The sequence below is a fragment of the Streptomyces sp. NPDC050549 genome (assembly GCF_040655035.1).
In the GTDB taxonomy this organism is placed as follows: domain Bacteria; phylum Actinomycetota; class Actinomycetes; order Streptomycetales; family Streptomycetaceae; genus Streptomyces.
Genome location: NZ_JBFAJD010000040.1, coordinates 15,679 through 39,233, shown reverse-complemented (window position 1 = coordinate 39,233; position 23,555 = coordinate 15,679). Strand labels below are relative to the sequence as shown.

Sequence of the window (23,555 nt, the reverse complement as noted above, 5' to 3'; positions counted from 1 at the left end):
AGTGTTCTGGGCAGTGGGGACGACAGCGGAACACCGGTGCCGCACGGGGAAGATTCACGCACGGGGGAACAATGCACGGGGGAACAATGAGCAGGACCGACGCCGGTTCTACGGCGACCGCGATCACCTTGACCGAGGACGACCTCGATCCGTACATCACGCACGCGTCCACGCGCCGCTGGCTCACGGGCCCCGGACTGCCGGGTGACAGCGCCCTGTTGACGTTCGAGGAGCTGCGCAGGGAGGGCCTGCGGACGGTCGCGGACTCGCTGGGCGATCCCGACCCGCTGGCGGAGGAGCTGCGGGACCAGTTGGTGATAGGCGCGCTCTGGGGACCCGACGGCGGCGAGGCGGAGTCGATCCTGCTGGACGGTGAGACGGGCGAGATCGCCACGACGTACTTCCTCCACGACCGCCCGGACCTGATGGAGGCCGGCCCGCTGGCCCCGTCGGTCGAAACGCTGGCCCGCTTCACCACGACCACCGACGAACTGACCTCCCTGCGCGGCCAGTTCGCCTCCTACGAGGGCCGTCACGGCGCCCAGACGGCGGTGGAGGCGTCACGCCACCTGCTCTCGATCTTCGAGTCGCAGACGGACGGCGAGGTGCCCCCGTTCTGGAAGGCGGCGGCCCTCATCCGCCCGCTGGCCCTGGTCGCGGGCCCCGGCACGACATCGGGGCTGACCCTCGACATCCCGGCCCGCCTGCTGGACCAGGAGTTCGGCCAGGGCACGGTGGCCCGCTTCGAGGAGGTCGACTTCCCCGCCACGCTCACCCACGAGCCGACCCGCCGCTTCCTGCGCGAGACGGGCCTGCCCGAGGACGCGCTCCTCTTCCAGTTGGACACGGACGTCCCGCTCCCGACCCTGGCCGAGTTCTACGAGGACGAGCCCGCCGACGAACTCCCCGTCCGTGCCGACGAGTTGATCCGTCTCGGCTATCTCGTCGAGGACAACAGCCTGGTGGTGGACGGCGCCACGGGCGAGATCCTGACCTGGAGCGAGCCGGAAGCGACGCTGGCTCCCCTGAACACGGACGTCTCCACTCTCGCCTTCACCCTCTGGCTGCTGCACCGCGAGAGGGCGATCGACGCGGACCTCTCGGGCGAACTGACGGCAGAGGCATACGACCAGTTGGCCACGACGATGCTCCAGACCCTGTCGACGGTGGACCCGACGGGCCGACAGGCCGGAGCGGCCGGCCGACGCCACCCGCACTACTGGACGGAGGCGTTCCAGGACGAGGCGGGCGGGGTGCTCTGAAGCGACGCGGACGCGGATGCGGGCTGCTGCGGAATTCGTTCGCGCCGATGCGAGGTGAGTGGCTACCTTCCGCCTGACCGCAACGCGGCGAGGGGGAACGGGACATGGACACCGACCACACACGGACCGACCGACTGGGCGTGCTGCTGGAGCAGTTCGACAAGGCCCGGGAGATGGCCGAGGTCCGGCTGACGGGACTCGGCGACGAGGAGTACCTCTGGGAGCCGGCACCCGACTGCTGGTCCCTCCGCCGCAGGAACGAGGCGGTGACACCGAGGGCGTTCGGACCGGGCGAGTGGGTCCTCGACCTGGGCGCGCCGGACATCCCGGCGAGCGAGTACGCCGAGGTCGCCCGCCAGGCCGCCGACGGCATGACCGTCGACAAGATCGCCGAGGACTGGAGCGTGAGCGTCGAACGGGTCGAGCAGGTCCTCGCCCACACCGGCGAGCCGGAACCGGACTCGACACCGATCACGACGATCGCGTGGCGCCTGGGCCACCTGCACTTCCAGTTCGCGGGCGCCTGGGAGTGGACGTTCGGCGAGCGACGCCTGGACCCCAAGCAGATGGTCGACTTCAGCCCCTCGGCGGCCCTGACCCTGGAACAGTTCTGGCCGGTGATCGACCGCTGGCGGGCAGCCGTAGCCACCGTGACGGAAGAGGAACTCGACACTGTCGGCTTCTCGCAATACCCGTACGGCTCCGACCCCGACGACCCGTACATCGCCGTCGTGGCGGGAGCCAACCTGGAGTTCATCCACCACATGGCGGAGATCGCACTGCTGCGGGATCTGTGGCGGGCGAGGCCGTGATGTGAGTCAGCTACCGGGCTGAGCGTTCCAAGCGCGCTGGAGAGCCGCCTGCACACCCTCCCCGAGAACCGCGTGCGATGTCATCTCGCCCGGCAGAGTGGGCAGTTCGGCCCAATGGGTCACGCTCTCGGCACTGTCCAGCCCGTAGGGCAGCCGGACGACTCCGTCGGAGTCGACGAAGCAGTCGCGGTGCTCCGCCCCGTCCGCACCGAAGTGCAGAGAGGTGAAGTACATCGGCCGCACCAGCCAGAATTCCTCACCCAGTGCGGCATCGGCCTCGGCGCCGCTGTCCGCCGGATATCGCCCGGTGATCGCGGCCGCCACGGGGGTGCCGCTTGAGGGCAGCGCGTCCCGCGCGTCGACCCATGTCACCCGCGTGCTCAGGCTCGTCATCTCCATGCGGGGCAAGACGACTTGGCGCCTGGGAAGGTTGCCTGAGCCACCGTGGCGACAGGCAGGCATACAGACATTGCAGGCCGTGGCAGGAACCGAGCCCGCGCAACCGCTCCCGTCGCATACTTCCGAGGGGGCGAATAGGCTGGCCGTGGGGGGTCGACATGGTTCGATCCGAGGAGCCTCCCATGAGGAAGAACAGATACGGCGCCTGGCGCGCGACGGGAGTCGTCACCGCACTCGTCACGGCCGCCGCGATCGCGTCCGTCGCCCCGGCTCAGGCTCGGTCCACCACTCAACTGTCCGCGTGGGTCAGCGACGGCTGGGGCGGCGGAACCATCACCAGCCAGCCCGCCGGGATCAACTGTCACCAGTCGGCGTGGGACCCGTACGCGACGAGTGATCCGCAGCCGAACCCGACCGGCACCTGCACCGCGAGCTTCCAGGTCGGAACGACGGTGAGTTTCACCGCCACACCTGACCCGGGGTCCTACATCAACGACGGCCCCACACCGAATCCCGTGACCGTACGAACCGGCTACAACTCCACGTGGGTGATGTTCTGCCCGACCGACGGCCTCTGCTCCGCGGGTTAGCCGCCACGCCGCGCAAGAAGGGCGGCACCCCAGGTGGAGTACCGCCCATTCGCTTTGCCTGGTCAGGCACTTGAGGCCGTGGCGGGAATCGAACCCGCGTAACTCGCTTTGCAGGCGAGTCCCTGAACCACTCGGGCACACGGCCGTGTTTGGTGAGTTGACCGTAGGGCCGGGTGATGGGCCGGGACAAGAGGGTCGGCGGGCGTGCAACGGGACTGCCATACGCCGTTCATGAACGGGGGGAGCGGCAACCCCCGGTCGACCCCGGTCGTACGACCAAGGTCCCAGACGCCGACCGTCCTTCGACAGGGGTCAAGCGGGAGGATGAGCCTTACGCTGGCCCGCATGACCGTCCTCGAACCGCGTGACGCCGATGTCACGGATGCTGCTCCTGACCTGGTCGACGAGTGTCGGGGCGGGGTGCTCGGGCGGTCGTATCGGGCGCTCAGTGTCGGGATCGTGTCCGTCGTGCTGTTGATCGCCTTCGAGGCGACCGCCGTGGGGACGGCCATGCCCGTTGCGGCTCGGGAGCTGGACGGGGTGGCGCTGTACGCGTTCGCCTTCTCCGGGTACTTCACCACCAGCTTGTTCGGAATGGTGTTCGCCGGGCAGTGGTCGGACCGGCGCGGGCCGCTCGGGGCGTTGACCACCGGGATCGGGGCGTTTGCGGCCGGACTGCTGGTCGCGGGGACCGCCCAGGTCATGTGGGTGTTCATCCTGGGGCGCGCCGTGCAGGGGCTGGGCGGTGGGCTGGTCATCGTCGCTCTGTACGTGGTGATCGGGCGGGCCTATCCGGAGCGGTTGCGGCCCGGCATCGTGGCCGCGTTCGCCGCGAGTTGGGTGGTGCCGTCCGTCGTCGGGCCGCTCGCCGCCGGCGCGGTGACCGAACACCTCGGCTGGCGTTGGGTGTTCGTCGGGATTCCGGTGCTTGTCGTCTTTCCGCTCGCGCTTGCTCTGCCGCAGATACGGCGACGGGCTGCCGGGCCCGTGTCCGAGCGGGGTCCGCAGCCGCCCGGCTCCTTCGACCGGCGTCGTATTCGGCTCGCTCTCGGGATCTCGCTCGGTGCCGGGCTCTTTCAGTACGCCGCTCAGGATCTGCGGTGGTTCTCGCTCGTCCCGGCCGCTGCGGGCGTCGCGCTGCTCGTGCCGGCCGTGCTCGGACTGTTGCCGCGCGGTACGTACCGGGCGGCGCGGGGGCTGCCCTCGGTCGTGCTGTTGCGCGGGCTGGGGGCCGGGACGTTCATCTCGGCCGAGTCCTTCGTGCCGTTGATGCTGGTGACCCAGCGGGGGCTGTCGCCGACCTTGGCCGGGTTCTCGCTCGCGGCGGGCGGCGGGACGTGGGCGCTCGGGTCGTGGGTGCAGGCGCGGGCGCGGGTCGAGCCGTACCGGGTGCGGCTGATGACGTTCGGGATGGTGCTGGTGGCCGGTGCCATCGCTGCGGCTCCGAGCGTCCTCATCCATACGGTTCCCGTGTGGATCGTTGCCGTGGCGTGGGGGTTCGGTTGTTTCGGGATGGGGCTGGTGATGTCCTCCACCAGCGTGCTGCTGCTCCAGCTCTCCGCGCCGGAGGAGGCGGGCTCCAACTCGGCCGCGCTGCAGATCTCCGACGGGCTGTCCAATGTCGTGCTGTTGTCGATCGGGGGCGCGGCCTTCGGCGCCTTGGGCGGCGGCACGGTCACGCATGTGGTCGGCTCGGCGGGTACGAGCACCTCGCATCCGGCCGCCTTCGCCGCCGTGTTCCTGCCGATGGCGGGGGTGGCGTTGGTGGGGGCGTGGGTGACCACGCGGGTCCGGGCGAGCGGGCGTCAAGGAGCGGTGAGCAGCCAGCCGTAGCGCGGAACTCCGGCGATGCGCAGAGCAGATGCGAGGGGAATTCCGGGGATGGGCAGAGCGGAACTGCGGCGATGCGCAGCGTGGAACTCCAGCGACATTCCGTCGTCCGCCGGTGATCGCTGCCCCTCCCCTTCCCCCCATGCACCAGCTCCCCCTCGCCCACCCCCTCCGCCTCGACCTTGCCCCCGACCTCCGGCACGCCCTCGACGACCTCGCCGACGCCACCGGCCGGCTGCCGGAGGACCTCGTGCGGGAAGCCGTAGGCAGATATCTGGACGACGAGGGTGCGCTCGTGCGGGCGGTGGCCGAGCGGCTCGCCGCGGATCACGCGGACCTGTTGAGGAGGCTCGGGGAATGACGTACGTCTCCAGTCGTCGGCAGCTCACGGTCGGTGAAGTGACCGCCGTCGCCCGGGTCGCCTTCGGCGGGCGGGCGCCCGAGGTGCGCGAGCCCGGGTTGCTCGCCTCGGCGGTGCATCGGCCGCGGGCTCGGATGTTCGGTACGGCGGCCTGTACGGGCCTGTACGGTCCTGTACGAACAGGCGCCGCCCTCCTCCACGCCCTCGCCACGAGCCACGCCCTCGCCACGAGCCACCCCCTCGTCGACGGCAACAAGCGCACCGCTTGGCTCGCCACCGCGACCTTCCTCGCTCTGAACGGCGTCGATCTCGCCGGGGGGACCAGGACATCGCCTACGACCTGGTCATCGACGTGGCTTCGGGAACGGAGGGGGACATCGGGGCGATCGCGGAGCGACTGACGGCGTTGGGACCTCACCCCCACCACGTGTGTCCTCACCCCCACCACGTGTGTCCTCACTCCGGTCACCTGTCCTCACTCCCGTCGGCTGTGACCTCAGTCCCATCCCCACCCGCCCCGGCGTCGTCCGCACGTTGACACCGCCACCCCGCCGGTAGGGTGGCCCGGTTGTCATACGTAGCCGAGCCGCCCTACCAACCAAACGGAGACCGTGACTACCACCGCCGCCTCCTCCGCCAACACCCACCACCTCTCCCCGGCCTTCCCCGGCCGCGCCCCCTGGGGCACCGCCAGCAAGCTGCGCGCCTGGCAGCAGGGGGCGATGGAGAGGTATGTCCAGGAGCAGCCGCGGGACTTTCTCGCGGTCGCGACCCCGGGCGCCGGCAAGACGACCTTCGCGCTCACCCTCGCCTCCTGGCTGCTGCACCACCATGTCGTGCAGCAGGTGACCGTGGTCGCGCCGACCGAGCACCTGAAGAAGCAGTGGGCGGAGGCCGCCGCGCGGATAGGGATCAAGCTCGACCCGGAGTACAGCGCCGGGCCGCTCGGCAAGGACTACGACGGGGTCGCCGTCACGTACGCCGGCGTCGGGGTGCGGCCCATGCTGCACCGGAATCGGGTGGAGCAGCGCAAGACCCTCGTCATCCTCGACGAGATCCACCACGCCGGTGACTCCAAGTCCTGGGGCGAGGCCTGCCTCGAAGCCTTCGAGCCCGCCACCCGGCGGCTCGCGCTGACCGGTACGCCGTTCCGGTCCGACACCAATCCCATTCCCTTCGTGACGTACGAGGAAGGGAACGACGGGATCCGGCGGTCCTCCGCCGACTACACCTACGGCTACGGCAACGCGCTCGCCGACCATGTCGTCCGGCCGGTCATCTTCCTCTCCTACAGCGGCAACATGCGCTGGCGGACCAAGGCCGGCGACGAGATCGCCGCGCGGCTCGGCGAGCCCATGACCAAGGACGCGATCAGTCAGGCCTGGCGTACGGCGCTGGATCCGCGCGGCGAGTGGATGCCGAGCGTGCTGCGCGCCGCCGACCAGCGGCTGACCGAGGTCAGGAAGGGCATCCCGGACGCAGGCGCGCTCGTCATCGCTTCCGACCAGGACTCCGCGCGCGCCTACGCCAAGCTGATCCGCGAGATCACCGGCTCCAAGGCGACCGTCGTACTGTCGGACGACACCGGTGCCTCCAAGCGCATCGACGACTTCGCGGCGAGCAACGACCGGTGGATGGTCGCGGTGCGGATGGTGTCCGAGGGCGTCGACGTGCCACGGCTCGCCGTCGGGGTGTACGCCACCACCATCTCCACCCCCCTCTTCTTCGCCCAGGCCGTCGGGCGTTTCGTGCGGTCCCGGCGGCGCGGCGAGACCGCCTCCGTCTTCCTGCCGACCGTCCCCGACCTCCTCACCTTCGCCAACGAGATGGAGGTCGAGCGCGACCACGCCCTCGACAAGCCCAAGAAGGAGGGCGAGGAGGACCCGTACGCCGAGTCCGAGAAGGAGATGGACGAGGCGAACAAGGAGCAGGACGAGGACACCGGTGAGCAGGAGCAGTTCGCCTTCGAGGCGCTGGAGTCCGAGGCCGTCTTCGACCGGGTGCTCTACGACGGTGCCGAGTTCGGTATGCAGGCGCACCCGGGGAGCGAGGAGGAGCAGGACTACCTCGGTATCCCCGGGCTCCTCGAACCCGACCAGGTGCAGATGCTGCTGCAGAAGCGGCAGGCCCGGCAGATCGCGCACAGTCGCAAGAAGCCAGACGACCAGGCCGACCTGCTCGAACTGCCCGCCGAGCGGCGGCCGGTCGTCTCGCACAAGGAGATGATGGAGCTGCGGAAGCAGCTCAACACCATGGTCTCCGCGTACGTCCACCAGACCGGCAAACCGCACGGCGTCATCCACACCGAGCTGCGCCGCACCTGCGGCGGCCCGCCGAGCGCCGAGGCCACGGCGGGGCAGCTGCGCCAGCGCATCGCCAAGGTGCAGGAGTGGGCAACGCGCATGCGCTGACCCACCCCGCCGACCCCGGACATCTGTACGGAAGTTGTGCATGGGCGATCCACAGGTCAGGACATATCGGAGTGAAGCGAACCGGTCCGTACCAGTCGGTGCCCGGATTCTGGACGGAGACTTCCGCTCAGCGAACCGGCTTCGCTAGTGTCCCGCTACGCACACGCCCCGTGGCAGCGCCGCCGCGGAGCGCAGCCGTGAAGCGACTGGGCCCGGACACGCCGGGCCGCCTCGCCGATCGGCGGCCTCTGAAGCGCGTCACTGACGGGACTCGGTGACGCATCCGCCGCGAGGGGGCCGCCGACCTCACCACCTAAGGAGTGGGCGTCGTGACCGCGGAGACCTCCCAGACGCTCGACCGGGGACTGCGCGTCCTCAAACTGCTGGCCGATACGGACCACGGGCTGACCGTCACCGAACTGTCCAACAAACTGGGCGTCAACCGGACCGTCGTGTACCGGTTGCTGGCCACCCTCGAACAGCACGCTCTCGTACGACGTGATCTGGGCGGCCGGGCCCGGGTCGGGCTCGGGGTGCTGCGGCTCGGCCGCCAGGTGCACCCCCTCGTACGGGAGGCGGCGCTGCCCGCGCTGCGGTCGCTGGCCGAGGACATAGGGGCGACCGCTCATCTCACCCTGGTCGACGGGGCGGACGCCCTCGCCGTCGCCGTGGTCGAGCCGACCTGGACCGACTACCACGTGGCCTACCGGGCCGGATTTCGTCACCCCCTGGACCGGGGCGCCGCGGGCCGGGCGATTCTCGCCGCCCGGCACCAGGGCGCGGACGAGCCCGGATACACCTTGACGCACGGGGAGTTGGAGGCGGGCGCGAGCGGCGCCGCGGCTCCGCTGCTCGGGGTCACCGGGGTCGAGGGCAGCGTCGGCGTGGTGATGCTGGCCGACGCGGTGCCCGAGCGGGTGGGCCCGAGGGTCGTCGACGCGGCACGCGAGGTCGCCGAAGCCCTGCGGTGAGGCGTTCATGGCGATCGGATGACCGGCGCACGGCCGAAAGTGACCGTCGCGTTAGATTGATCCCGTGCTCCTCTCTCGCCTCACGCGCCCCTGGGCCGTAGCCGTCTGTGCCCTGCCCGTCGTGGCGCTGCTCGCCACGGCGGCCTTCGCGCCGCTGCCGTTCTCGCTGGCGCAGCCCGGTCTGACCGCGAACGTGCTCGGCGAGAACAAGGGCACCCCGGTGATCACGATCTCCGGGGCGCCGGTGCGCACGACGAGCGGCCAGTTGCGCATGACGACGATCGAGGCGACCGGCCCCGATCAACATGTCTCGTTGAGCGATGTGATCGACAGCTGGTTCCGCACCGATCGGGCGGTCATGCCCCATGACTCGGTCTACCCGAGCGGCAACAGCGTCAAGGAGATCGAGCAGCACAACACGGAGCAGATGCAGGAGTCGCAGGACGACGCGACCACGGCCGCGCTCGACTACCTGAACCTCAGCGACAAGAAGGTGAAGGTCACGCTCAGGCTCGCGGACGTGGGCGGCCCCAGCGCGGGTCTGCTGTTCACCCTGGGGATCATCGACAAGCTGAACGGCGACGGCAACGGTGGCGATCTCACGGGCGGTCGCACCATCGCCGGTACGGGGACGATCGGCACCGACGGCACGGTCGGCGCGGTCGGGGGAGTGGCCCTCAAGACCCAGGCCGCGCGCCGCGACGGGGCGACGGTGTTCCTGGTGCCGAAGGCCGAGTGCTCGGACGCCAAGTCCGAACTGCCCAAGGGGCTGCGGCTGGTCGCGGTGACCTCGCTGAAGGGCGCGGTGAGCGCGCTGGAGGCGCTGGAGTCGGGTAAGGGATCCGTACCGGGCTGCTAGGGCCTGTCCCGGTTCTAGGCCACGGCCGGCTTCGGGCCGTTCGGCGCGGCGGCCAGCCGCAGACCCAGTTCTACGAGGGTCCAGCCGACGCGGGTACGGAGCTCCTGCCGGGGCGCCCTGGCCTCGGCGGCGAGGCGGTGGGCCTCGGCCTGGGCCTGGAGGTCGGCGGTGCGGGAGTGGTGCAGCGCGAGGTGGGTCTCGGGATGCATGGGGCGTTGCCTCTCTGGGGTCGGTCGGACCGTCGGTCCGTCAGTCCGTGGCGATCGGGAAGGTGTGCGTGTGAACGCGGACGCGCTCGGCGTCCGGGGCGTCCGCCATCTCGGGCAGGTCGCGGTAGCTCTCGACGAGGGCGTGCATCTTCTCGATGAGTTCGTTGGCGAGTCGGGGCGTGAGCCGGAGCGTCATGTCGCTCATGTCGTTGCCCTCCACCCAGTCCTCTGACCAGGTGTGCCGGTTGCCGAGCCAGGTGGTCAGCTCCTGGGCGTGCTTCGTGGCCACCTCGTACATGATCATTTCGAGGGCGCCTCGGACGGCGGGGTTGGCGTCCTTGAACAGGGCGTCGTCGAACATCGTCCCGTCGTACGCCGCCCGCCACCACCGCTCCCGCCCCTTGCCGTGCTCCGGGGCGTCCTCGACGAAGCCGTGCGCCGCGAGCTGGCGCAGGTGGTAACTGGTCGCTCCGCTCGACTCGCCCAGTCTTTCGGCGAGTTGGGACGCGGTGGCGGGACCGTTGAAGCGCAGCGAGTCGAGCAGTTGCATGCGCAGGGGGTGGGCCAGCCCGCGAAGTGAGCGGGCGTCGAGATGGTGGATCCGGCGTTCTTTGGACTCTGGCTCCGGCATGCGTCCAAAGATAGCGTTGCAAAGAGTCCTTTGCAACGCCTTTTTTGCATCCACTTCTTTGCAACTCGCCGCCCACGGGCCCTACTTGACCAACCCCTCCGCCTTCATCCAGTCCAGCGCCACCTGATGCGGGTCCTCCCCGTCGACATCCACCTTGGCGTTCAGCGTCCGCGCCACCGTGTTGTTCAGCTTCTCCGTGACCGGGGCGAGCACTTCGGCGATCGCCGGCCACTTCTTCAGGGCCTTGGTGTTGATCTCGGGCGCTGCGTTGTAGTTGGGGAAGAACTTCTTGTCGTCGGCCATCACCGCGAGGTTCATCGACTTGATGCGGCCGTCGGTGGTGAAGACCTCGCCGTAGGTACAACTCCCCTTCTTCACCTGGGTGTAGATGATCCCGGTGTCCATCTGCGTGATGTTCTTCGCCGCGATGTCCATGCCGTACGCCTTCTCCATGCCGGGCAGTCCGTCCGCGCGGTTGGCGAACTCGCTCTCCACGCACACGGTCACCGCGCCCGGGTTTCTCTTGGCCAGCGCGACCACGTCCGAGAGCGTCCTCGTGCCGTACTTCTTGAAGTTGGCCTGGTTCATGGCCAGTGCGTAGGTGTTGTTGATGGCGGAGGGAGGCAGCCAGGTCAGGCCGTTCTTCAGGTCCGCGTCCCGTACCGCCTGCCACTGTTTCATCGGGTCGGTGATCGGCTCGCTGTTGCCGAGGTAGGTGATCCACGCGGTGCCGGTGTACTCGTACATCCCGTCCGCGTCACCGGACTTGACGGCCTCGCGGGCGCCGATCGACCCCTGGATGCCGGTGCGGTCGAGGACGTCCGCGCCGGCCGCCTGGAAGGCGATGCCCATCATCGCGCCGAGGATGAGCTGCTCGGTGAACTCCTTCGAGGTGACGGTGAGATGGGCGCCCTTGAGGGGCTCGCCCCTGCCGACGGTGCCGGGACCGACGTCGTCGACCATCGGGGAGCCGCTGGTGAGCCCGCAGCCGGACACGACGATCAGCGCTCCGACCGTCACCAGAGAGGTCCGCTTCACGTGCCCACCTCCAACCCCCGTGGCCGCAGCAGCAGTTCGGCCAGGGAGGCCAGCCAGTCCACGAGCAGGGCGAGACTGACCGTGAGGATCGAGCCGAGGACCAGGACGGGCATCCGCTGGGTGGTGATGCCGGTGGTGATCAGTACGCCGAGGCCGCCGCCCCCGCCGAAGGTCGCCAGGGTCGCCGTACCGACGTTGAGGACGAGGGCCGTTCGGACGCCGGCCAGGATCAGCGGGACCGCGAGAGGCAGCTCCACCTTCGCCAGGACGCCGAGTTGGGACATGCCGATGCCGGTGGCCGCCTCCAGGAGCGTGGGGTCGTTGGCCTTCAGGCCGGCGATGGTGTTGGACAGGACCGGCAGTACGGCGTAGATGATCATGCCGATCAGGGCCGCCTTCTCGCCGGTGCCCAGCCAGATCACCAGCAGGGCCAGCAGGCCGATCGCGGGGGTGGCCTGGCCCATGTTGGCGAAGGTCATCGCGACCGGGGTGGCCTTCCGGAACGCCCTGCGGGTCAGCAGGATGCCCAGCGGGATCGCGATGATCAGCACGAAGAACGTGGAGATCACGGTCAGTTGGACGTGCTGCCAAAGGGCCTTGCTGACCTGCCCGTTGGAGAGCGCGTTCTCCGAAATGGCGTCCAGGTGCGCCTGGTCGAACCACAGCCAGGTCGCCAGCAGGACCGCCACCAGGAACGCGGGCAGGATCGTCAGCTTCTGCCAGGTGATGCGGCGCTTGGGGGGAGTCGGCGGCGCCGGGGCCTCCGTCTCCTCCTCTTCCAGTTCGGGAGTGGTGGTCACGCCTTCTTCTCCCCTCCGGCGCCTTCCTGCTCGGCGTGCGTCTGGAGGGCCCGGGCCTCCTCCAGCTCGTGCTGGGCCTCCATCGCCTCCAGCCGGTCGGCCTCCAGGAGCTCGTGCACTGAGTTCATCAGCGTCTCCATGTCGACGACCCCGATGTACTCGCCGCGCCGCCCGGTCACCGCGACCCGCCCCGCGTTGTCCGTGAGGACGGCCTCCAGTGCGTCCCGGAGCGTCGCGTCACGTGTCACCGTGTCGCTGACCAGCGTGCCCGCGCGGGCCAGCGAACCCTTGGCGCGCATCATGTCGCCGCGCCGCAGCCACTTGTAGGGCCGGCCGCGCTTGTCGAGCAGCAGGATCTCGTTGGTGCCGCTGTCGCGGAGCTTGTTGAAGATGTTCTGGAGCGGGTCGTCGACGGTCACCGTCGGGTAGTCGGTGATCCCCACGTCCCGTACGCGGGTGAGGTTCAGCCGCTTGAGCGCGGCCCCGGCGCCGACGAACCCGGACACGAAGTCGTCCGCCGGGTTGGTGAGGATCGCCTCCGGGGTGTCGAACTGCGCGATGTGCGAGCGTTCGCGCAGCACGGCGATCCGGTCGCCCAGTTTGATCGCCTCGTCGAAGTCGTGGGTGACGAAGACGATCGTCTTGTGCAGTTCGTGCTGGAGTCTGATCAACTCGTCCTGGAGGTGGTCGCGGGTGATCGGGTCGACCGCCCCGAACGGCTCGTCCATCAGCAGCACCGGCGGATCCGCCGCCAACGCCCGTGCCACGCCCACGCGTTGCTGCTGCCCGCCGGAGAGCTGGCGCGGATAGCGGCCCTGGAACTCGCCGGCGTCGAGCCCGACGAGGTCGAGCATCTCCTCCACCCGGTCCCTGATCCGGGACTTCGACCAGCCGATCATCCTCGGGACGAGTGCGATGTTCTGGGCGACGGTCATGTGCGGGAAGAGACCGCTCGACTGGATCGCGTAGCCGACCTTGCGGCGCAGCTTCACCGGGTCGATGTCGGTGACGTCCTCGCCGTTGATCCGGATCCGGCCGCCGGTCGGTTCGATCAGCCGGTTGATCATCTTGAGCGTGGTCGACTTGCCGCAGCCGGAGGGCCCGACGAAGACGACCAGCTCGCCCGCCTTGATCTCCATGTTGACGCTGTCGACGGCCGGCTGCGGGCTACCGGGATACCTCTTGGTCAGGTTCTCCAGCTCGATGGAGGCACCGGACGTGGTCGTAGCCTGCTCAGGCACGGATCCCCCTGGGAATGGTCAGCCGTCCCAGCAGGACGTACGCGGCGTCGAACAGCAGCGCCAGGACGATGATCCCGAGCGTGCCCGCGAGCACCTGGTTGAGGGCGTTCTTGCTGCCCAGGGAGCCGATGCCGCGGAAGATCTCGTTGCCGAGGCCGGGCCCGGAGGCGTACGCCGCGATGGCCGCGATGCCCATCAGCATCTGGGTGGAGACCCGGATACCGGTGAGGATCGGCGGCCAGGCCAGCGGGAGTTCGACCCGCGCGAGCCGCATCAGCCGGGACATCCCGATGCCCTTCGCCGCGTCCACCAGGGACGGGTCGACCCCGCGCAGCCCCACGATCGCGTTGCGGACGATCGGCAGCAGGCCGTACAGGGTCAGCGCGATCACCGTGGGCGGGACGCCGAGCCCCACGATCGGAATGAGCAGACCGATCATGGCGAGCGACGGAATGGTCAGAATGGTCGAGGTGGTCGTGGTGGCGAGGTTGCCCGCCCACTCGCTCCGATAGGTGACGACCCCGATCAGCACCCCGATCAGGGTGGCCACGACCATGCACTGGAAGACCGCGCTGGCGTGCTGGTAGGCGTCGGTGAGCAGCTGCTGGTGCCGGTTGCCCAAGTACTCCCAGAAGCTCACATGCACACACCCCTACGTCGGCCAGGTCGTCCCTTCCGGCTCCAGGGGCCCGCTCGCCGGTGCTTGTCAGGCACCGTGAGTTTCCTCCGGCCCGATCCGCCGAGCAGGCCCTGCCGCCTGTTTCACCAGCGGGATGATCCGCAGTGGAACGGGGTTCTCCATCACGATCGCGGTGGCGGCCCGGACAATGCCATCAAAACCGACAACCCGGTCGATGACCCGCTGGAGATCGGCGTTCGAGCGGGCCACCAGCCGGCACAGCATGTCCCCGCTGCCGGTGGTGGTGTGCAGTTCGAGGACCTCCGGGACGGTCGCCAAGTGCGCCCGGACGTCCGGGCCTTGTCCCTGGCGGATCTCCAGCGTCGCGAACGCCGTGACCGGATAGCCGAGCGCCGCCGGGTCGACCTGCGGGCCGAAGCCGCGGATGACTCCATTCGACTGAAGCCGGTCCAGTCGCGCCTGTGCCGTTCCCCGGGCGATCCCGAGCCGCCGGGACATCTCCAGCACGCCGATGCGCGGCTCCTCGGCCAGCAGCACGATGATCCGGCCGTCGAGCTGGTCGATCCCCATGGTGTCCGCCTCCGAGGATGGTCATCCTGTACAGAAAGGCCGCCGAGACGGCCCTACCACTGAACAGAATGTCCAGCGGATACGCAAACTATTGCGCACCTTGCGGAGGGGGGAGAGCCTTCGACCATGACGCCGTCCACTCACCACACTCCCGACACCGCGCGGCAGGCCGACCCCTTCCCGGTCAAGGGAATGGACGCGGTCGTCTTCGCCGTGGGCAACGCCAAGCAGGCGGCGCACTACTACTCCACGGCCTTCGGCATGACGCTGGCCGCCTACTCCGGACCGGAGAACGGCAGCCGCGAGACCGCCTCGTACGTTCTCACCAACGGCTCCGCCCGCTTCGTGTTCACCTCCGTGATCAAACCCGCCACTCCCTGGGGCGAGTTCCTCACCCGGCATGTGGCCGAGCACGGCGACGGCGTCGTCGACCTCGCCATCGAGGTCCCGGACGCGCGCGCCGCCCACGCCTACGCCGTCGAGCACGGCGCCCGCTCGCTCGTCGAGCCGTACGAACTGAAGGACCAGTACGGCACGGTCGTCCTCGCCGCGATCGCCACCTACGGCGAGACCCGCCACACCCTGGTCGAGCGCGTCGACTACGACGGCCCGTATCTCCCCGGCTTCGACCCGGCCGACCCGCTCGTCGAGGCGCCCGCCCACCGCACGTTCCAGGCCATCGACCACTGCGTCGGCAATGTCGAGCTCGGCCACATGAACGAGTGGGTCGGCTTCTACAACAAGGTCATGGGCTTCACGAACATGAAGGAGTTCGTGGGCGACGACATCGCGACCGAGTACAGCGCCCTGATGTCGAAGGTCGTGGCCGACGGCACCCTGAAGGTCAAGTTCCCGATCAACGAGCCGGCCGTCGCCAAGAAGAAGTCCCAGATCGACGAGTACCTGGAGTTCTACGGCGGCGCGGGTGTCCAGCACATCGCGCTCAACACCAACGACATCGTGCGGACGGTACGGACCATGCGCGCGGCCGGGGTCAAGTTCCTCGACACCCCTGACTCGTACTACGACACCCTCGGCGAATGGGTCGGCGACACCCGCGTCCCCGTCGAGACCCTGCGCGAGCTGAAGATCCTCGCCGACCGGGACGAGGACGGGTACCTTCTCCAGATCTTCACCAAGCCGGTCCAGGACCGTCCTACGGTGTTCTTCGAACTCATCGAGCGGCACGGCTCGATGGGCTTCGGGAAGGGCAACTTCAAGGCTCTGTTCGAGGCGATCGAGCGGGAGCAGGAAAAGCGGGGCAACCTGTAACTCACGGGTCCCGCAAGGGACTTGGGAGGACCGTGGCCGACGCGCCCATCGACCTGACCGTACCGGCCGTGCGCTGGCTGTGGGAGAAGGGCACCCTGCACGAACCCACGGTCCTCCAGTCGTTCGCCCTCGACGAGGTCCACCAGCGGCTGTACGTCCTCCAGTTGAGACAGGGCGGCGCCGACGCGGGCAACCTCTGCCTCAACCAGCTCGACTACACGGGCAAGTTGCTCGGCCACATGCACCTCCAGGGCTTCGGGCACGGTGTCAGCATGGGCGTGCAGAACACCGCCGACGGCGACGTCTGGATCTGGACCGAGGCCGCCGCGAAGGCCGGTTCCGGGGGTGCCTACGGCCAGGCCGTCACCCGCTTCCACTTCGCGAACGGAGCGGTCCGCACCGCCGCCGACGTCGCGATCCGCAAGCCGATCGCGAACTCCACCAACAACCAGCCCACGGTCTGCACGGCCTCCAACCGCATCGCCATCCGCTACCGCCTCGCCAACAAACCCCGGTACCGGATATGGGACTTGGACGCCTTCGTCGCCCGCGACTACGCCACACCGCTCGCCGACATACCCCAGACCGGCGCCCACCCCGACCCGGCGATCCCGTTCCAGGGCTATGCCCTCGACGGCGACCACCTCTACCAACTCGCGGGAACCGCCTACGACTCCACCACCAACCCGCCCGCGAAACACGGCAACACCTACGTCTCCTGCCTCGACATCCGCACCGGCGAACTGCTCCAGCAGTCCCGCACGGAGGCCGGCTACTCCCTCACCTACCGCGAACCGGAGGGCCTGGCCGTCCGCACGAAACCCGACACGCGACTGTGCCTGGGCCTCGCGTCCGGAGAGGCCGGGGCACGCCGGTTCTCGCTCTGCCACAAGCCGTAGCCGTAACCGTGTGTGCGGCCCCGGGACCTCAACCCGCCTTCTCCTGAGGCCCCTTGTCCTGACCCTCCTTGTCCGAGGGCAGGGGCTCGGCCGGTGGTTCGCCCAGGGCCGCCAGCGCGGCCTGCGCCTGTGGTACCCGCAGCGGTGAGAAGTACGGGTTGATCTGAAGTGCCTCCTGGAGATGCCGGCGCGCGGACGCGGTCTTGTCCAACTCCCGCTCGATCATGCCCCGGTGGAACGCGTACAGCGCGTCCCGCACCCCGCCCCCGTGCACCTTGTCCGTCGCCGCCGACGCGAACTTCAGCGCCTCCGCGTCCTGCCCGGCCCGGTGCAGCGCCCACCCGAGCGCGTCCGCCACCGCGATCCCCGGCTGCCGGACCCACTCGCCGCGCAGCCGCCGTACGGCCTCCCGCGCGTCCCCGTGGTCCGCCTCGAACACACCGAGCACCAGCTCGTCGTCGACGCCGCCCGCCGCGTCCCGGGTCACCAGGGTCCGCAGGGTGTCGTACTGCACCCGAGCCGCCTGCGTGAGCCCCAGTGCCTCGTACAACTCGCCGAGTTCCAGGGCGTATTGGGGGGTCGGCTGTTTGGCGAGGGCGACCTGGTACGCGTTCAGCGCCTCCGAGGTGCGGCCGAGTGCCGCCAGTGCCCGGCCCTCCCCGGCGAGCGCCTCCCGCTGGTCGGGATCGATCCGTACGGCCGCCTCGAAGTGCCGCAGAGCCACCTCGCGGTCCCCGCGCTCCCAGGCCAGCTCCCCGGCCCGCTGCCACCAGGCCGCCTGCTCGGCGGGCGCGGTCGCCCGGGCCGCCGCGTCGGCGAGCTGGGCGGCGGCGTCCTCGCGCCAGCCGCGGTCGCGGTAGACCTCGGCGGCCCGCGCCATCACGGCCGGCCCGGAGTGCAGCTCCTGGAGCTTTTCGAGGGTCCGCCGGGTCGCCTTGTAGTCGCCGAGACCGGTGTACGCGTCGATCAGCAGCGGATACGTCGTCCAGCGCTTCGGCGCCCGTTTCAGCGCGGCCTCGCCCCAGGTCCGCGCGGCCCGGAAGTCCCGCCGCTCGTTCGCCACGGCGGTCAGGCCGTCCATCGCCACGGCGCTCGCGTCGTTCCCCTTCGCGCGGACCTTCAGCGCGGTGTGGAGGGCGTCGTCGGCCTTCGGGTAGTACAGGGCGTCGCCGGTCCGCCGTCCCTGCTCCACGTAGGCCACCCCGAGCACCGCCCAGGACCGCGCGTCCGTCGGACGGGCCCGCACCCGGGCCTCGCGGTCGCCGATCAGCGCGGCCAGGTCGGGCAGCGCGGCCGGCACCCCCGCGGTGACCGCGGTCAGCGCCTGTGTCTTGGGTCCCGGCGCGGGCGGCGGCGCCGGACGCGGTTCCTCGGGCAGCAGCCACAGCAGCCCGCCGACCATGGCACACCCGGCGACCGAGGCGATCAGCACCCGCCGCAGAACGGGGGAGCGGCGCCTGCGAGGCTCCGCCACCAGGGACGTACCCGGGCTCCGCTGTTCGTTCTCCATGGCGCTCACTCTGCGTCAGGACGACGACCGCGCCCCGGCAGCCGAAGCCGGGCGTGGACGGGGTTCACACCGATGGCCGCGAGTGCGACGCTGTGATCATGAGCCGTATCGAAGCGCCTCGCGACCAGGACACCGGACCCCTCCTCGACCGCCTGCTGGCCGGTCTGCCCGCCGAGGCCGTCCTCACCGACCCGGACGTCACGGTCTCGTACGCCAACGACATGGCGAGCTTCTGCCCGTCCGGCACCCCCGCCGTCGTCGTGCTGCCGCGCACGGTCGAACAGGTCCAGCACGTGATGCGCGTCGCCACCGAACTGCGCGTCCCGGTCGTCCCGCAGGGCGCCCGCACCGGCCTGTCGGGCGCGGCCAACGCGTCCGAGGGCTGCATCGTGCTCTCCCTCACCAAGATGGACCGCATCCTGGAGATCAGCGCGGTCGACCGCATCGCGGTCGTCGAGCCGGGCGTCGTCAACGCGACCCTCTCCCGCGCCGTCAACGAACACGGCCTCTGCTACCCGCCCGACCCCTCCAGCTGGGAGATGTGCACCATCGGCGGCAACATCGGCACCGCCTCGGGCGGCCTGTGCTGCGTGAAGTACGGGGTGACGGCCGAGTACGTCCTAGGCCTGGACGTCGTCCTCGCCGACGGACGGCTGATGAGCACCGGCCGCCGTACGGCCAAGGGGGTCGCCGGGTACGACCTGACCCGCCTCTTCGTCGGCTCGGAGGGCTCGCTCGGCATCGTCGTGAAGGCGGTCCTGGCACTGAAGCCGCAGCCGCCCGGGCAGCTTGTGCTGGCCGCCGAGTTCGGGTCCGCGGCGGCCGCGTGCGACGCCGTGTGCCGGATCATGGAGGGCGGGCACGTGCCGTCCCTCCTCGAACTGATGGACCGTACGACCGTCAAGGCCGTCAACGACCTCGCGCACATGGGACTGCCGGAGAGCACCGAGGCGCTGCTGCTGGCCGCCTTCGACACCCTGGACCCCGCCGCCGACCTGGCCGCCGTAGGAGCCCTCTGCGAGGCCGCCGGGGCCACCCAGGTGGTGCCCGCCGAGGACGCGGCCGAGTCCGAACTCCTGCTCCAGGCGCGGCGGTTGTCGCTCACCGCGCTCGAAGCAGTCAAGGGCACGACGATGATCGACGACGTGTGCGTGCCCCGGTCGCGGCTCGGCGAGATGCTCGAAGGGGTCGAACGGATCGGTGAGAAGTACCAGTTGACGATCGGCGTCTGCGCGCACGCGGGCGACGGCAACACCCACCCCACCGTCTGCTTCGACGCGCAGGACCCCGACGAGTCCCGGCGGGCCCGCGAGTCCTTCGACGAGATCATGGCCCTCGGCCTGGAGCTCGGCGGCACCATCACCGGCGAACACGGTGTCGGCGTACTGAAGAAGGAGTGGCTGGCCCGCGAGATCGGGCCGGTGGGCGTGGAGATGCAGCGGGCGGTCAAGGCGACCTTCGACCCGCTGGGCATCCTCAACCCGGGCAAGCTCTTCTGATCCTCCCCGCGGCTCACTCCCCGTCCCGCGACTCGTCCGACGGCCACGGGTCGCGCAGCCACAGGTCGTCGGCCGGGGTCGGTGCGAGCAGCTCGGCCAGGCCGTCGTCGATGCCGAGCTGCTCGGCCTCAGAGCCCGGGGGCACCACCCGCAGGGTGCGCTCCAGCCACGCCGACACCTGGGCCGCGGGGGCCTCCAGGAGGGCGTCTCCATCGGGTGAACTCAGTGCCATCAGGACGACACTGCGCCCTTCCACCTTCGTCGGCCACACCCGTACGTCCCCGTGCCCGCAGGGCCGGAACACCCCCTCGACGAGCAGTTCGCGGGCGAAGGTCCAGTGCACCGGGTGCTCGGAGTTGATGTGGAAGGAGATGTGGACGGCGTACGGGTCGTCCGTGCGGTAGCTGAGCCGGGCCGGAACGGGAATGCTCCGCTCCGGCGACAGGATCAGCTTCAGCTCCAACTCCCGCTCTACCACTGTGTGCATGACGTGTGTCCTCTCTCGCGCACGGGCCCCGCGGTGGGCCCGTACGAGTGAGAGGGCGTGCGGCCCGAAGCATTACGCGGGTTCGGGAAACTTTTTTTCCGCGCGGCTTCGCGGGGCTTCGGGGCGTGTGGACTCCGTGCACGAGCTTGCCCGGAAAGGGGTGGGTCCGGCGGGACGGGCAGTGGCGGTCGCACGGGTCTGATAGATGTGGACACCCCCATTTGACCTCCGAGCAGATACGGGACGACGGACATGAGCGCCCCAACGCCGGCACCCGGTGACGACAGGCCCCGCGAGGGGTACTACCCGGACCCGTCCATTCCTGGATACGTCCGGTACTGGAACGGCTCGGCCTGGGTGCCCGGCACCAGCCGCCCGGCGCCGTCGGACGGGCTGTCGCCCGCGGCGCCCGGCGCGGGCCCGTCCGTCGAGGAGACCGGACCGCACTTCTTCGACGAGGACCCGGCGCCGGCCCACCCCGAGCCGGCCTCGGCCTGGGGCGCGGACCGCGCCCACCAGAGCGGTTTCGGCGGCGCCCAGGACCGTCACGTCTCCTGGGGTGCCCCGGACCCGAGGGTCCCCGCCGACACCCCCGACGAGGGCACGACGACTTTCCGCCGCCAGACCCCGCGCACTCCCCAACAGGGCGGGGCGCCGGGGGCGCGGAGCGGGGGCACGGGGAACGCGGGCGGTGCGGGCGCGGGGGCCTTCGGCGCGGCCGGGGATGACGGTGCCCGGGGTTCTGCCGGGACCGGCTCCGCCGCCGCGGGGTACGGCCCGCAGGGTTCACCGGAGGCCGGCCCGGGCGCCGGTGGTTTCGACGCGCAAGGTCCGCGCGGCTCCGGCTCGGGGGCCGGCGGCTTCGGCGCACAGGGCTCGGGCGGTTCTGATTCGGCTGCCGGAGGCTACAGATCGCAGAGTTCGTCCGGCTCGGCCGCGGGGGGCTACGGGCCCGCCGGCACCGGCTCCGCCGGCGGGGACCACGGCGCCCGGGGCTCTGCCGCCGCAGGCGGCCTCGGCGGTGCCGGTGCGCCGTCCGCCACCGACGGCCGGCGACCCGGCGGAAATCCGCCCGCCGCCGGTGGCCAGGGGCCAGGCGGGAACTCCCCGGCCGGCGACCCCTCCGGCCCCGGCTTCGGCGCCGGGAAAGCCGCAGCCGCGCGTGCCGCCGCAGCCCAGGCCCAGGCGGGCCGGGCGGGTGCCGGCACCGGGGCGCCGGCCGCCGCCCCCGCGTCCGCCTCCACGGCCCTCTCCGGCCCCCCACAGCCCGCCCCCGGCGTCCCCTCGCAGTCCGGGCCGGTGCAGCAGCCGCAGGCGGCCGCAGCCATGCCCATGGCCACCGGCTCCGGTGGCGGGCAGCCCTCCTGGGCGCAGCAGGTGCACCGGCTGGCGGGGGACGAGGACGGCCCCGTGGCGCCCTGGAAGCCGCCCGTGGAGGACGTGTTCCAGGCCGCGGCCCGGCGGCAGTCGGCGGCCCGGCCCGCGGGGCTCGGCAAGCGGCTGCTGGCGCGGCTCGTCGACACCGTCGTGCTCGGCGCGGTCACCGCCGTGGCGGCCGTACCGCTCGGCACCAGGGCGGCCGACCACATCAACGAGAAGATCGACGCGGCCAAGCTCTCCGGCCGCGCCGAAACGGTCTGGCTGCTGGACGGCACCACGGCCGCCTACCTGGGCATCGTGCTCGCCGTACTCCTCCTCTTCGGTGTCCTCTACGAGGCGCTGCCGACCGCCAAGTGGGGCCGCACCCTGGGCAAGAAGCTCTGCGGTCTGGAGGTGCGCGGCATCGAGAGCCACGAGCCGCCCGGCTTCGGCGGGGCGCTGCGCCGCTGGCTCGTCTACAGCGTCCCGGGCGTGCTCGGCATCGGGATCGTCGGTGTCGCCTGGTGTCTCTTCGACCGGCCCTGGCACCAGTGCTGGCACGACAAGGCAGCACATACGTTCGTAGCGGGATAGCGGGGTACGGCATCCGGGGTACCTGATTCCGTACCCCGGACGGCCGCTCGCCGGATGCGGAGCCGTGGCGTTCGCGGTCGACTCGGGCCATGAGTACCGAACCGCCTTCGGGCTCCGGCCAGCAGCCGCCGGAAGACGACCCGTTCAGGAAGCAGCCCCCTCCTGGCCAGGGATCGGGCTCACCGTACGACCCGCCGTCCTACGGCAGTCAGCCGCCGCCCTTCGGCAGTGAACCGCCGCCCTACGGCGGCGGCTCCTACCCCACCGACCCGCTCGCCGGCATGCCCCCGCTCGCCGACAGCGGCCGGCGCACCCTCGCCCGGATCATCGACATGATCCTCGTCGGCATCCTCGTCTGGCTGCTCACCTGGGCCTTCGGCGTGCACGAGTACGACATCAACTCCGACCGCATGTCGTACGCCAAGTCGCTCGGGCAGTCGCTCACCGCGGCGGTGCTGTACATGGGCTACGACACCGTGATGCTCGCCAAGTCGGGCCAGACGCTGGGCAAGAAGTGGCTGGGCCTCAGGGTGGCCAACCTCGACAACGGGGCGACGCCCTCCGTGCAGACCAACCTGATCCGCGCGGCCGTGCTGTGGATCCCGTTCGCGTTCTGCTGCGCCTGCATCTGGACGGTGATCTGCGGCGGTTGGAGCTTCTTCGACAAGCCGTACAAGCAGGGCCTGCACGACAAGGCCGCCAAGACCGTGGTGGTCAGCACGCGTTGAGGTGACCGGGACCAACACCCGGGCGTACACAGCGAATCGGCGGGTCCGTCGTCAACGGACCCGCCGATTCGCGTGGTTGGGCGTGAGCTTGTGCTTGGTCTAGGGAGTGCTCCGCTCCCGTACCGGCTCCGCCGACGAGACGGCGGCGGCGGACACGGTCTCCCGCCGCACCAGCACCCGCCTGCGCTGCGGAACGAAGGCCGGGACGGGCGCGGGCGCGGCCTCGGCCGCCGCGCGGGCCGCGGCTGCGGTGCGGGACTTGGGCTGTGGCACCGTCAGGGAGACGAGCAGCCCGAGGGCGAGCGCCGCGAAGGCGACGACCGCGATCCCCAGACCCGAACTCGTCTGTGACAGCAGCAGCATGGCGAGCGTCGAGAAGATCACGGTGAACGAACCGTAGGCGAGCTGTGCGGCGGTCGGACGAGGCATGGCAATCGAGTCCTCGTTAGGCGATGGAGGGGAGCTGTGAAAGAGGGGTGCGACAAGGATGTCGGCCTGGCTTTCCGCCGGTTCCGGGCGATCCGCCAATCGACTCTATTCGCCTGCATGCCCGAGTGGAACGAGCAGTAAGCATGACCTAACA

At 70.4% G+C, this 23,555-nt stretch carries 24 protein-coding genes, 1 tRNA gene and 1 pseudogene; 14 read left to right on the top strand and 12 right to left on the bottom strand.

Translation table 11 applies throughout. The annotated features are described in order from the left end of the window. Positions 1 to 86 precede the first annotated feature (86 nt). A complete protein-coding gene (locus AB0I51_RS38965) occupies positions 87 to 1,262 on the top strand; it encodes an SUKH-4 family immunity protein (RefSeq protein WP_362983115.1) in 1,176 nt (391 codons plus the stop codon). A gap of 104 nt (positions 1,263 to 1,366) precedes the next feature. Then, a complete protein-coding gene (locus AB0I51_RS38960) occupies positions 1,367 to 2,074 on the top strand; it encodes a DinB family protein (RefSeq protein WP_362983114.1) in 708 nt (235 codons plus the stop codon). Positions 2,075 to 2,080: 6 nt separating this feature from the next. On the opposite strand, the gene AB0I51_RS38955 is transcribed toward AB0I51_RS38960, so the two are convergent. Continuing rightward, positions 2,081 to 2,467, bottom strand: a complete 387-nt coding sequence (locus AB0I51_RS38955; protein ID WP_362983113.1) for an AQJ64_40280 family protein — start codon at positions 2,465 to 2,467, stop codon at positions 2,081 to 2,083. A gap of 188 nt (positions 2,468 to 2,655) precedes the next feature. On the opposite strand from AB0I51_RS38955, the gene AB0I51_RS38950 reads away from it, so the two are divergent. Continuing rightward, positions 2,656 to 3,063 carry a hypothetical protein gene (locus AB0I51_RS38950; RefSeq protein WP_362983112.1) on the top strand — a complete coding sequence of 136 codons (408 nt, stop codon included), beginning with the start codon at positions 2,656 to 2,658 and terminating at the stop codon, positions 3,061 to 3,063. A 73-nt stretch (positions 3,064 to 3,136) separates the two neighbouring features. Here AB0I51_RS38950 and AB0I51_RS38945 read toward each other — a convergent pair. Next, positions 3,137 to 3,208 (bottom strand) — tRNA-Cys (locus tag AB0I51_RS38945). A gap of 200 nt (positions 3,209 to 3,408) precedes the next feature. Between AB0I51_RS38945 and AB0I51_RS38940 the strand changes: the two genes are divergently transcribed. The 6 genes and pseudogenes from AB0I51_RS38940 (at position 3,409) to AB0I51_RS38915 (ending at position 9,495) form a co-directional block, all read left to right on the top strand. Then, positions 3,409 to 4,896, top strand: coding sequence for an MFS transporter (locus AB0I51_RS38940; RefSeq protein WP_362983111.1), 1,488 nt, complete (start codon positions 3,409 to 3,411; stop codon positions 4,894 to 4,896). Positions 4,897 to 5,035: 139 nt separating this feature from the next. After that, complete coding sequence (locus tag AB0I51_RS38935; RefSeq protein WP_362983110.1) at positions 5,036 to 5,254, top strand: hypothetical protein; 219 nt, start codon at positions 5,036 to 5,038, stop codon at positions 5,252 to 5,254. Continuing rightward, a pseudogene (locus tag AB0I51_RS38930) lies at positions 5,251 to 5,663 on the top strand (Fic family protein); the annotation flags it as partial. The gene AB0I51_RS38935 and the pseudogene AB0I51_RS38930, both read left to right, overlap by 4 nt. Positions 5,664 to 5,865: 202 nt before the next feature. Continuing rightward, a complete protein-coding gene (locus AB0I51_RS38925) occupies positions 5,866 to 7,665 on the top strand; it encodes a DEAD/DEAH box helicase (protein WP_362983109.1) in 1,800 nt (599 codons plus the stop codon). A 329-nt stretch (positions 7,666 to 7,994) separates the two neighbouring features. Next, positions 7,995 to 8,636, top strand: coding sequence for a helix-turn-helix domain-containing protein (locus AB0I51_RS38920; protein WP_019065947.1), 642 nt, complete (start codon positions 7,995 to 7,997; stop codon positions 8,634 to 8,636). Between the two features lie 64 nt (positions 8,637 to 8,700). Next, complete coding sequence (locus AB0I51_RS38915; RefSeq protein WP_362983108.1) at positions 8,701 to 9,495, top strand: S16 family serine protease; 795 nt, start codon at positions 8,701 to 8,703, stop codon at positions 9,493 to 9,495. Positions 9,496 to 9,509: 14 nt separating this feature from the next. Here the strand turns inward: AB0I51_RS38915 and AB0I51_RS38910 are convergent, their stop codons facing one another. The 7 genes from AB0I51_RS38910 to AB0I51_RS38880 form a co-directional block, all read right to left on the bottom strand. Then, on the bottom strand, positions 9,510 to 9,704 hold the full coding sequence (locus tag AB0I51_RS38910) for a hypothetical protein (protein ID WP_362983107.1): 195 nt from the start codon (positions 9,702 to 9,704) through the stop codon (positions 9,510 to 9,512). A gap of 40 nt (positions 9,705 to 9,744) precedes the next feature. Then, positions 9,745 to 10,335 carry a helix-turn-helix domain-containing protein gene (locus tag AB0I51_RS38905; protein WP_362983106.1) on the bottom strand — a complete coding sequence of 197 codons (591 nt, stop codon included), beginning with the start codon at positions 10,333 to 10,335 and terminating at the stop codon, positions 9,745 to 9,747. Positions 10,336 to 10,416: 81 nt separating this feature from the next. Beyond that, positions 10,417 to 11,373, bottom strand: a complete 957-nt coding sequence (locus tag AB0I51_RS38900; RefSeq protein WP_362983105.1) for a glycine betaine ABC transporter substrate-binding protein — start codon at positions 11,371 to 11,373, stop codon at positions 10,417 to 10,419. Continuing rightward, complete coding sequence (locus AB0I51_RS38895; protein ID WP_362983104.1) at positions 11,370 to 12,173, bottom strand: ABC transporter permease; 804 nt, start codon at positions 12,171 to 12,173, stop codon at positions 11,370 to 11,372. The genes AB0I51_RS38900 and AB0I51_RS38895 overlap by 4 nt, the downstream gene beginning before the upstream one ends. Continuing rightward, on the bottom strand, positions 12,170 to 13,414 hold the full coding sequence (locus AB0I51_RS38890; protein WP_362983103.1) for a betaine/proline/choline family ABC transporter ATP-binding protein: 1,245 nt from the start codon (positions 13,412 to 13,414) through the stop codon (positions 12,170 to 12,172). Before AB0I51_RS38890 ends, AB0I51_RS38895 begins: the two co-directional genes overlap by 4 nt. Next, positions 13,407 to 14,054, bottom strand: coding sequence for an ABC transporter permease (locus AB0I51_RS38885; protein ID WP_362983102.1), 648 nt, complete (start codon positions 14,052 to 14,054; stop codon positions 13,407 to 13,409). Before AB0I51_RS38885 ends, AB0I51_RS38890 begins: the two co-directional genes overlap by 8 nt. A 66-nt stretch (positions 14,055 to 14,120) precedes the next feature. Beyond that, complete coding sequence (locus AB0I51_RS38880) at positions 14,121 to 14,624, bottom strand: Lrp/AsnC family transcriptional regulator (protein ID WP_362983101.1); 504 nt, start codon at positions 14,622 to 14,624, stop codon at positions 14,121 to 14,123. Positions 14,625 to 14,750: 126 nt separating this feature from the next. Between AB0I51_RS38880 and hppD the strand changes: the two genes are divergently transcribed. Together hppD and AB0I51_RS38870 are read left to right on the top strand one after the other, a co-directional pair. Beyond that, on the top strand, positions 14,751 to 15,896 hold the full coding sequence (gene hppD / locus AB0I51_RS38875; protein ID WP_362983100.1) for a 4-hydroxyphenylpyruvate dioxygenase: 1,146 nt from the start codon (positions 14,751 to 14,753) through the stop codon (positions 15,894 to 15,896). Between the two features lie 32 nt (positions 15,897 to 15,928). Continuing rightward, positions 15,929 to 16,795, top strand: a complete 867-nt coding sequence (locus AB0I51_RS38870) for a Teichoic acid biosynthesis protein C (Precursor) (RefSeq protein ID WP_362983099.1) — start codon at positions 15,929 to 15,931, stop codon at positions 16,793 to 16,795. 28 nt (positions 16,796 to 16,823) lie between these two features. Here AB0I51_RS38870 and AB0I51_RS38865 read toward each other — a convergent pair whose 3' ends face one another. Then, positions 16,824 to 18,305, bottom strand: coding sequence for a tetratricopeptide repeat protein (locus tag AB0I51_RS38865; protein ID WP_362983098.1), 1,482 nt, complete (start codon positions 18,303 to 18,305; stop codon positions 16,824 to 16,826). Positions 18,306 to 18,397: 92 nt separating this feature from the next. Between AB0I51_RS38865 and AB0I51_RS38860 the strand changes: the two genes are divergently transcribed. Beyond that, positions 18,398 to 19,804 carry an FAD-linked oxidase C-terminal domain-containing protein gene (locus AB0I51_RS38860; RefSeq protein ID WP_362983154.1) on the top strand — a complete coding sequence of 469 codons (1,407 nt, stop codon included), beginning with the start codon at positions 18,398 to 18,400 and terminating at the stop codon, positions 19,802 to 19,804. Positions 19,805 to 19,817: 13 nt separating this feature from the next. Here the strand turns inward: AB0I51_RS38860 and AB0I51_RS38855 are convergent, their stop codons facing one another. After that, entirely contained in the window at positions 19,818 to 20,291 is a 474-nt protein-coding gene (locus AB0I51_RS38855; protein ID WP_019065934.1) for an SsgA family sporulation/cell division regulator, read from the bottom strand. 252 nt (positions 20,292 to 20,543) lie between these two features. Between AB0I51_RS38855 and AB0I51_RS38850 the strand changes: the two genes are divergently transcribed. After that, positions 20,544 to 22,244 carry an RDD family protein gene (locus tag AB0I51_RS38850; protein ID WP_362983097.1) on the top strand — a complete coding sequence of 567 codons (1,701 nt, stop codon included), beginning with the start codon at positions 20,544 to 20,546 and terminating at the stop codon, positions 22,242 to 22,244. 89 nt (positions 22,245 to 22,333) lie between these two features. Then, the gene (locus tag AB0I51_RS38845; protein WP_362983096.1) at positions 22,334 to 22,972 is read left to right on the top strand and encodes an RDD family protein; all 639 of its coding nucleotides are present in this window, start codon (positions 22,334 to 22,336) and stop codon (positions 22,970 to 22,972) included. Positions 22,973 to 23,071: 99 nt separating this feature from the next. On the opposite strand, the gene AB0I51_RS38840 is transcribed toward AB0I51_RS38845, so the two are convergent. Further along, positions 23,072 to 23,401: a hypothetical protein gene (locus tag AB0I51_RS38840; RefSeq protein ID WP_362983095.1), complete on the bottom strand. Its 330-nt coding sequence runs from the start codon at positions 23,399 to 23,401 to the stop codon at positions 23,072 to 23,074. Between the last annotated feature and the right edge of the window lie 154 nt (positions 23,402 to 23,555).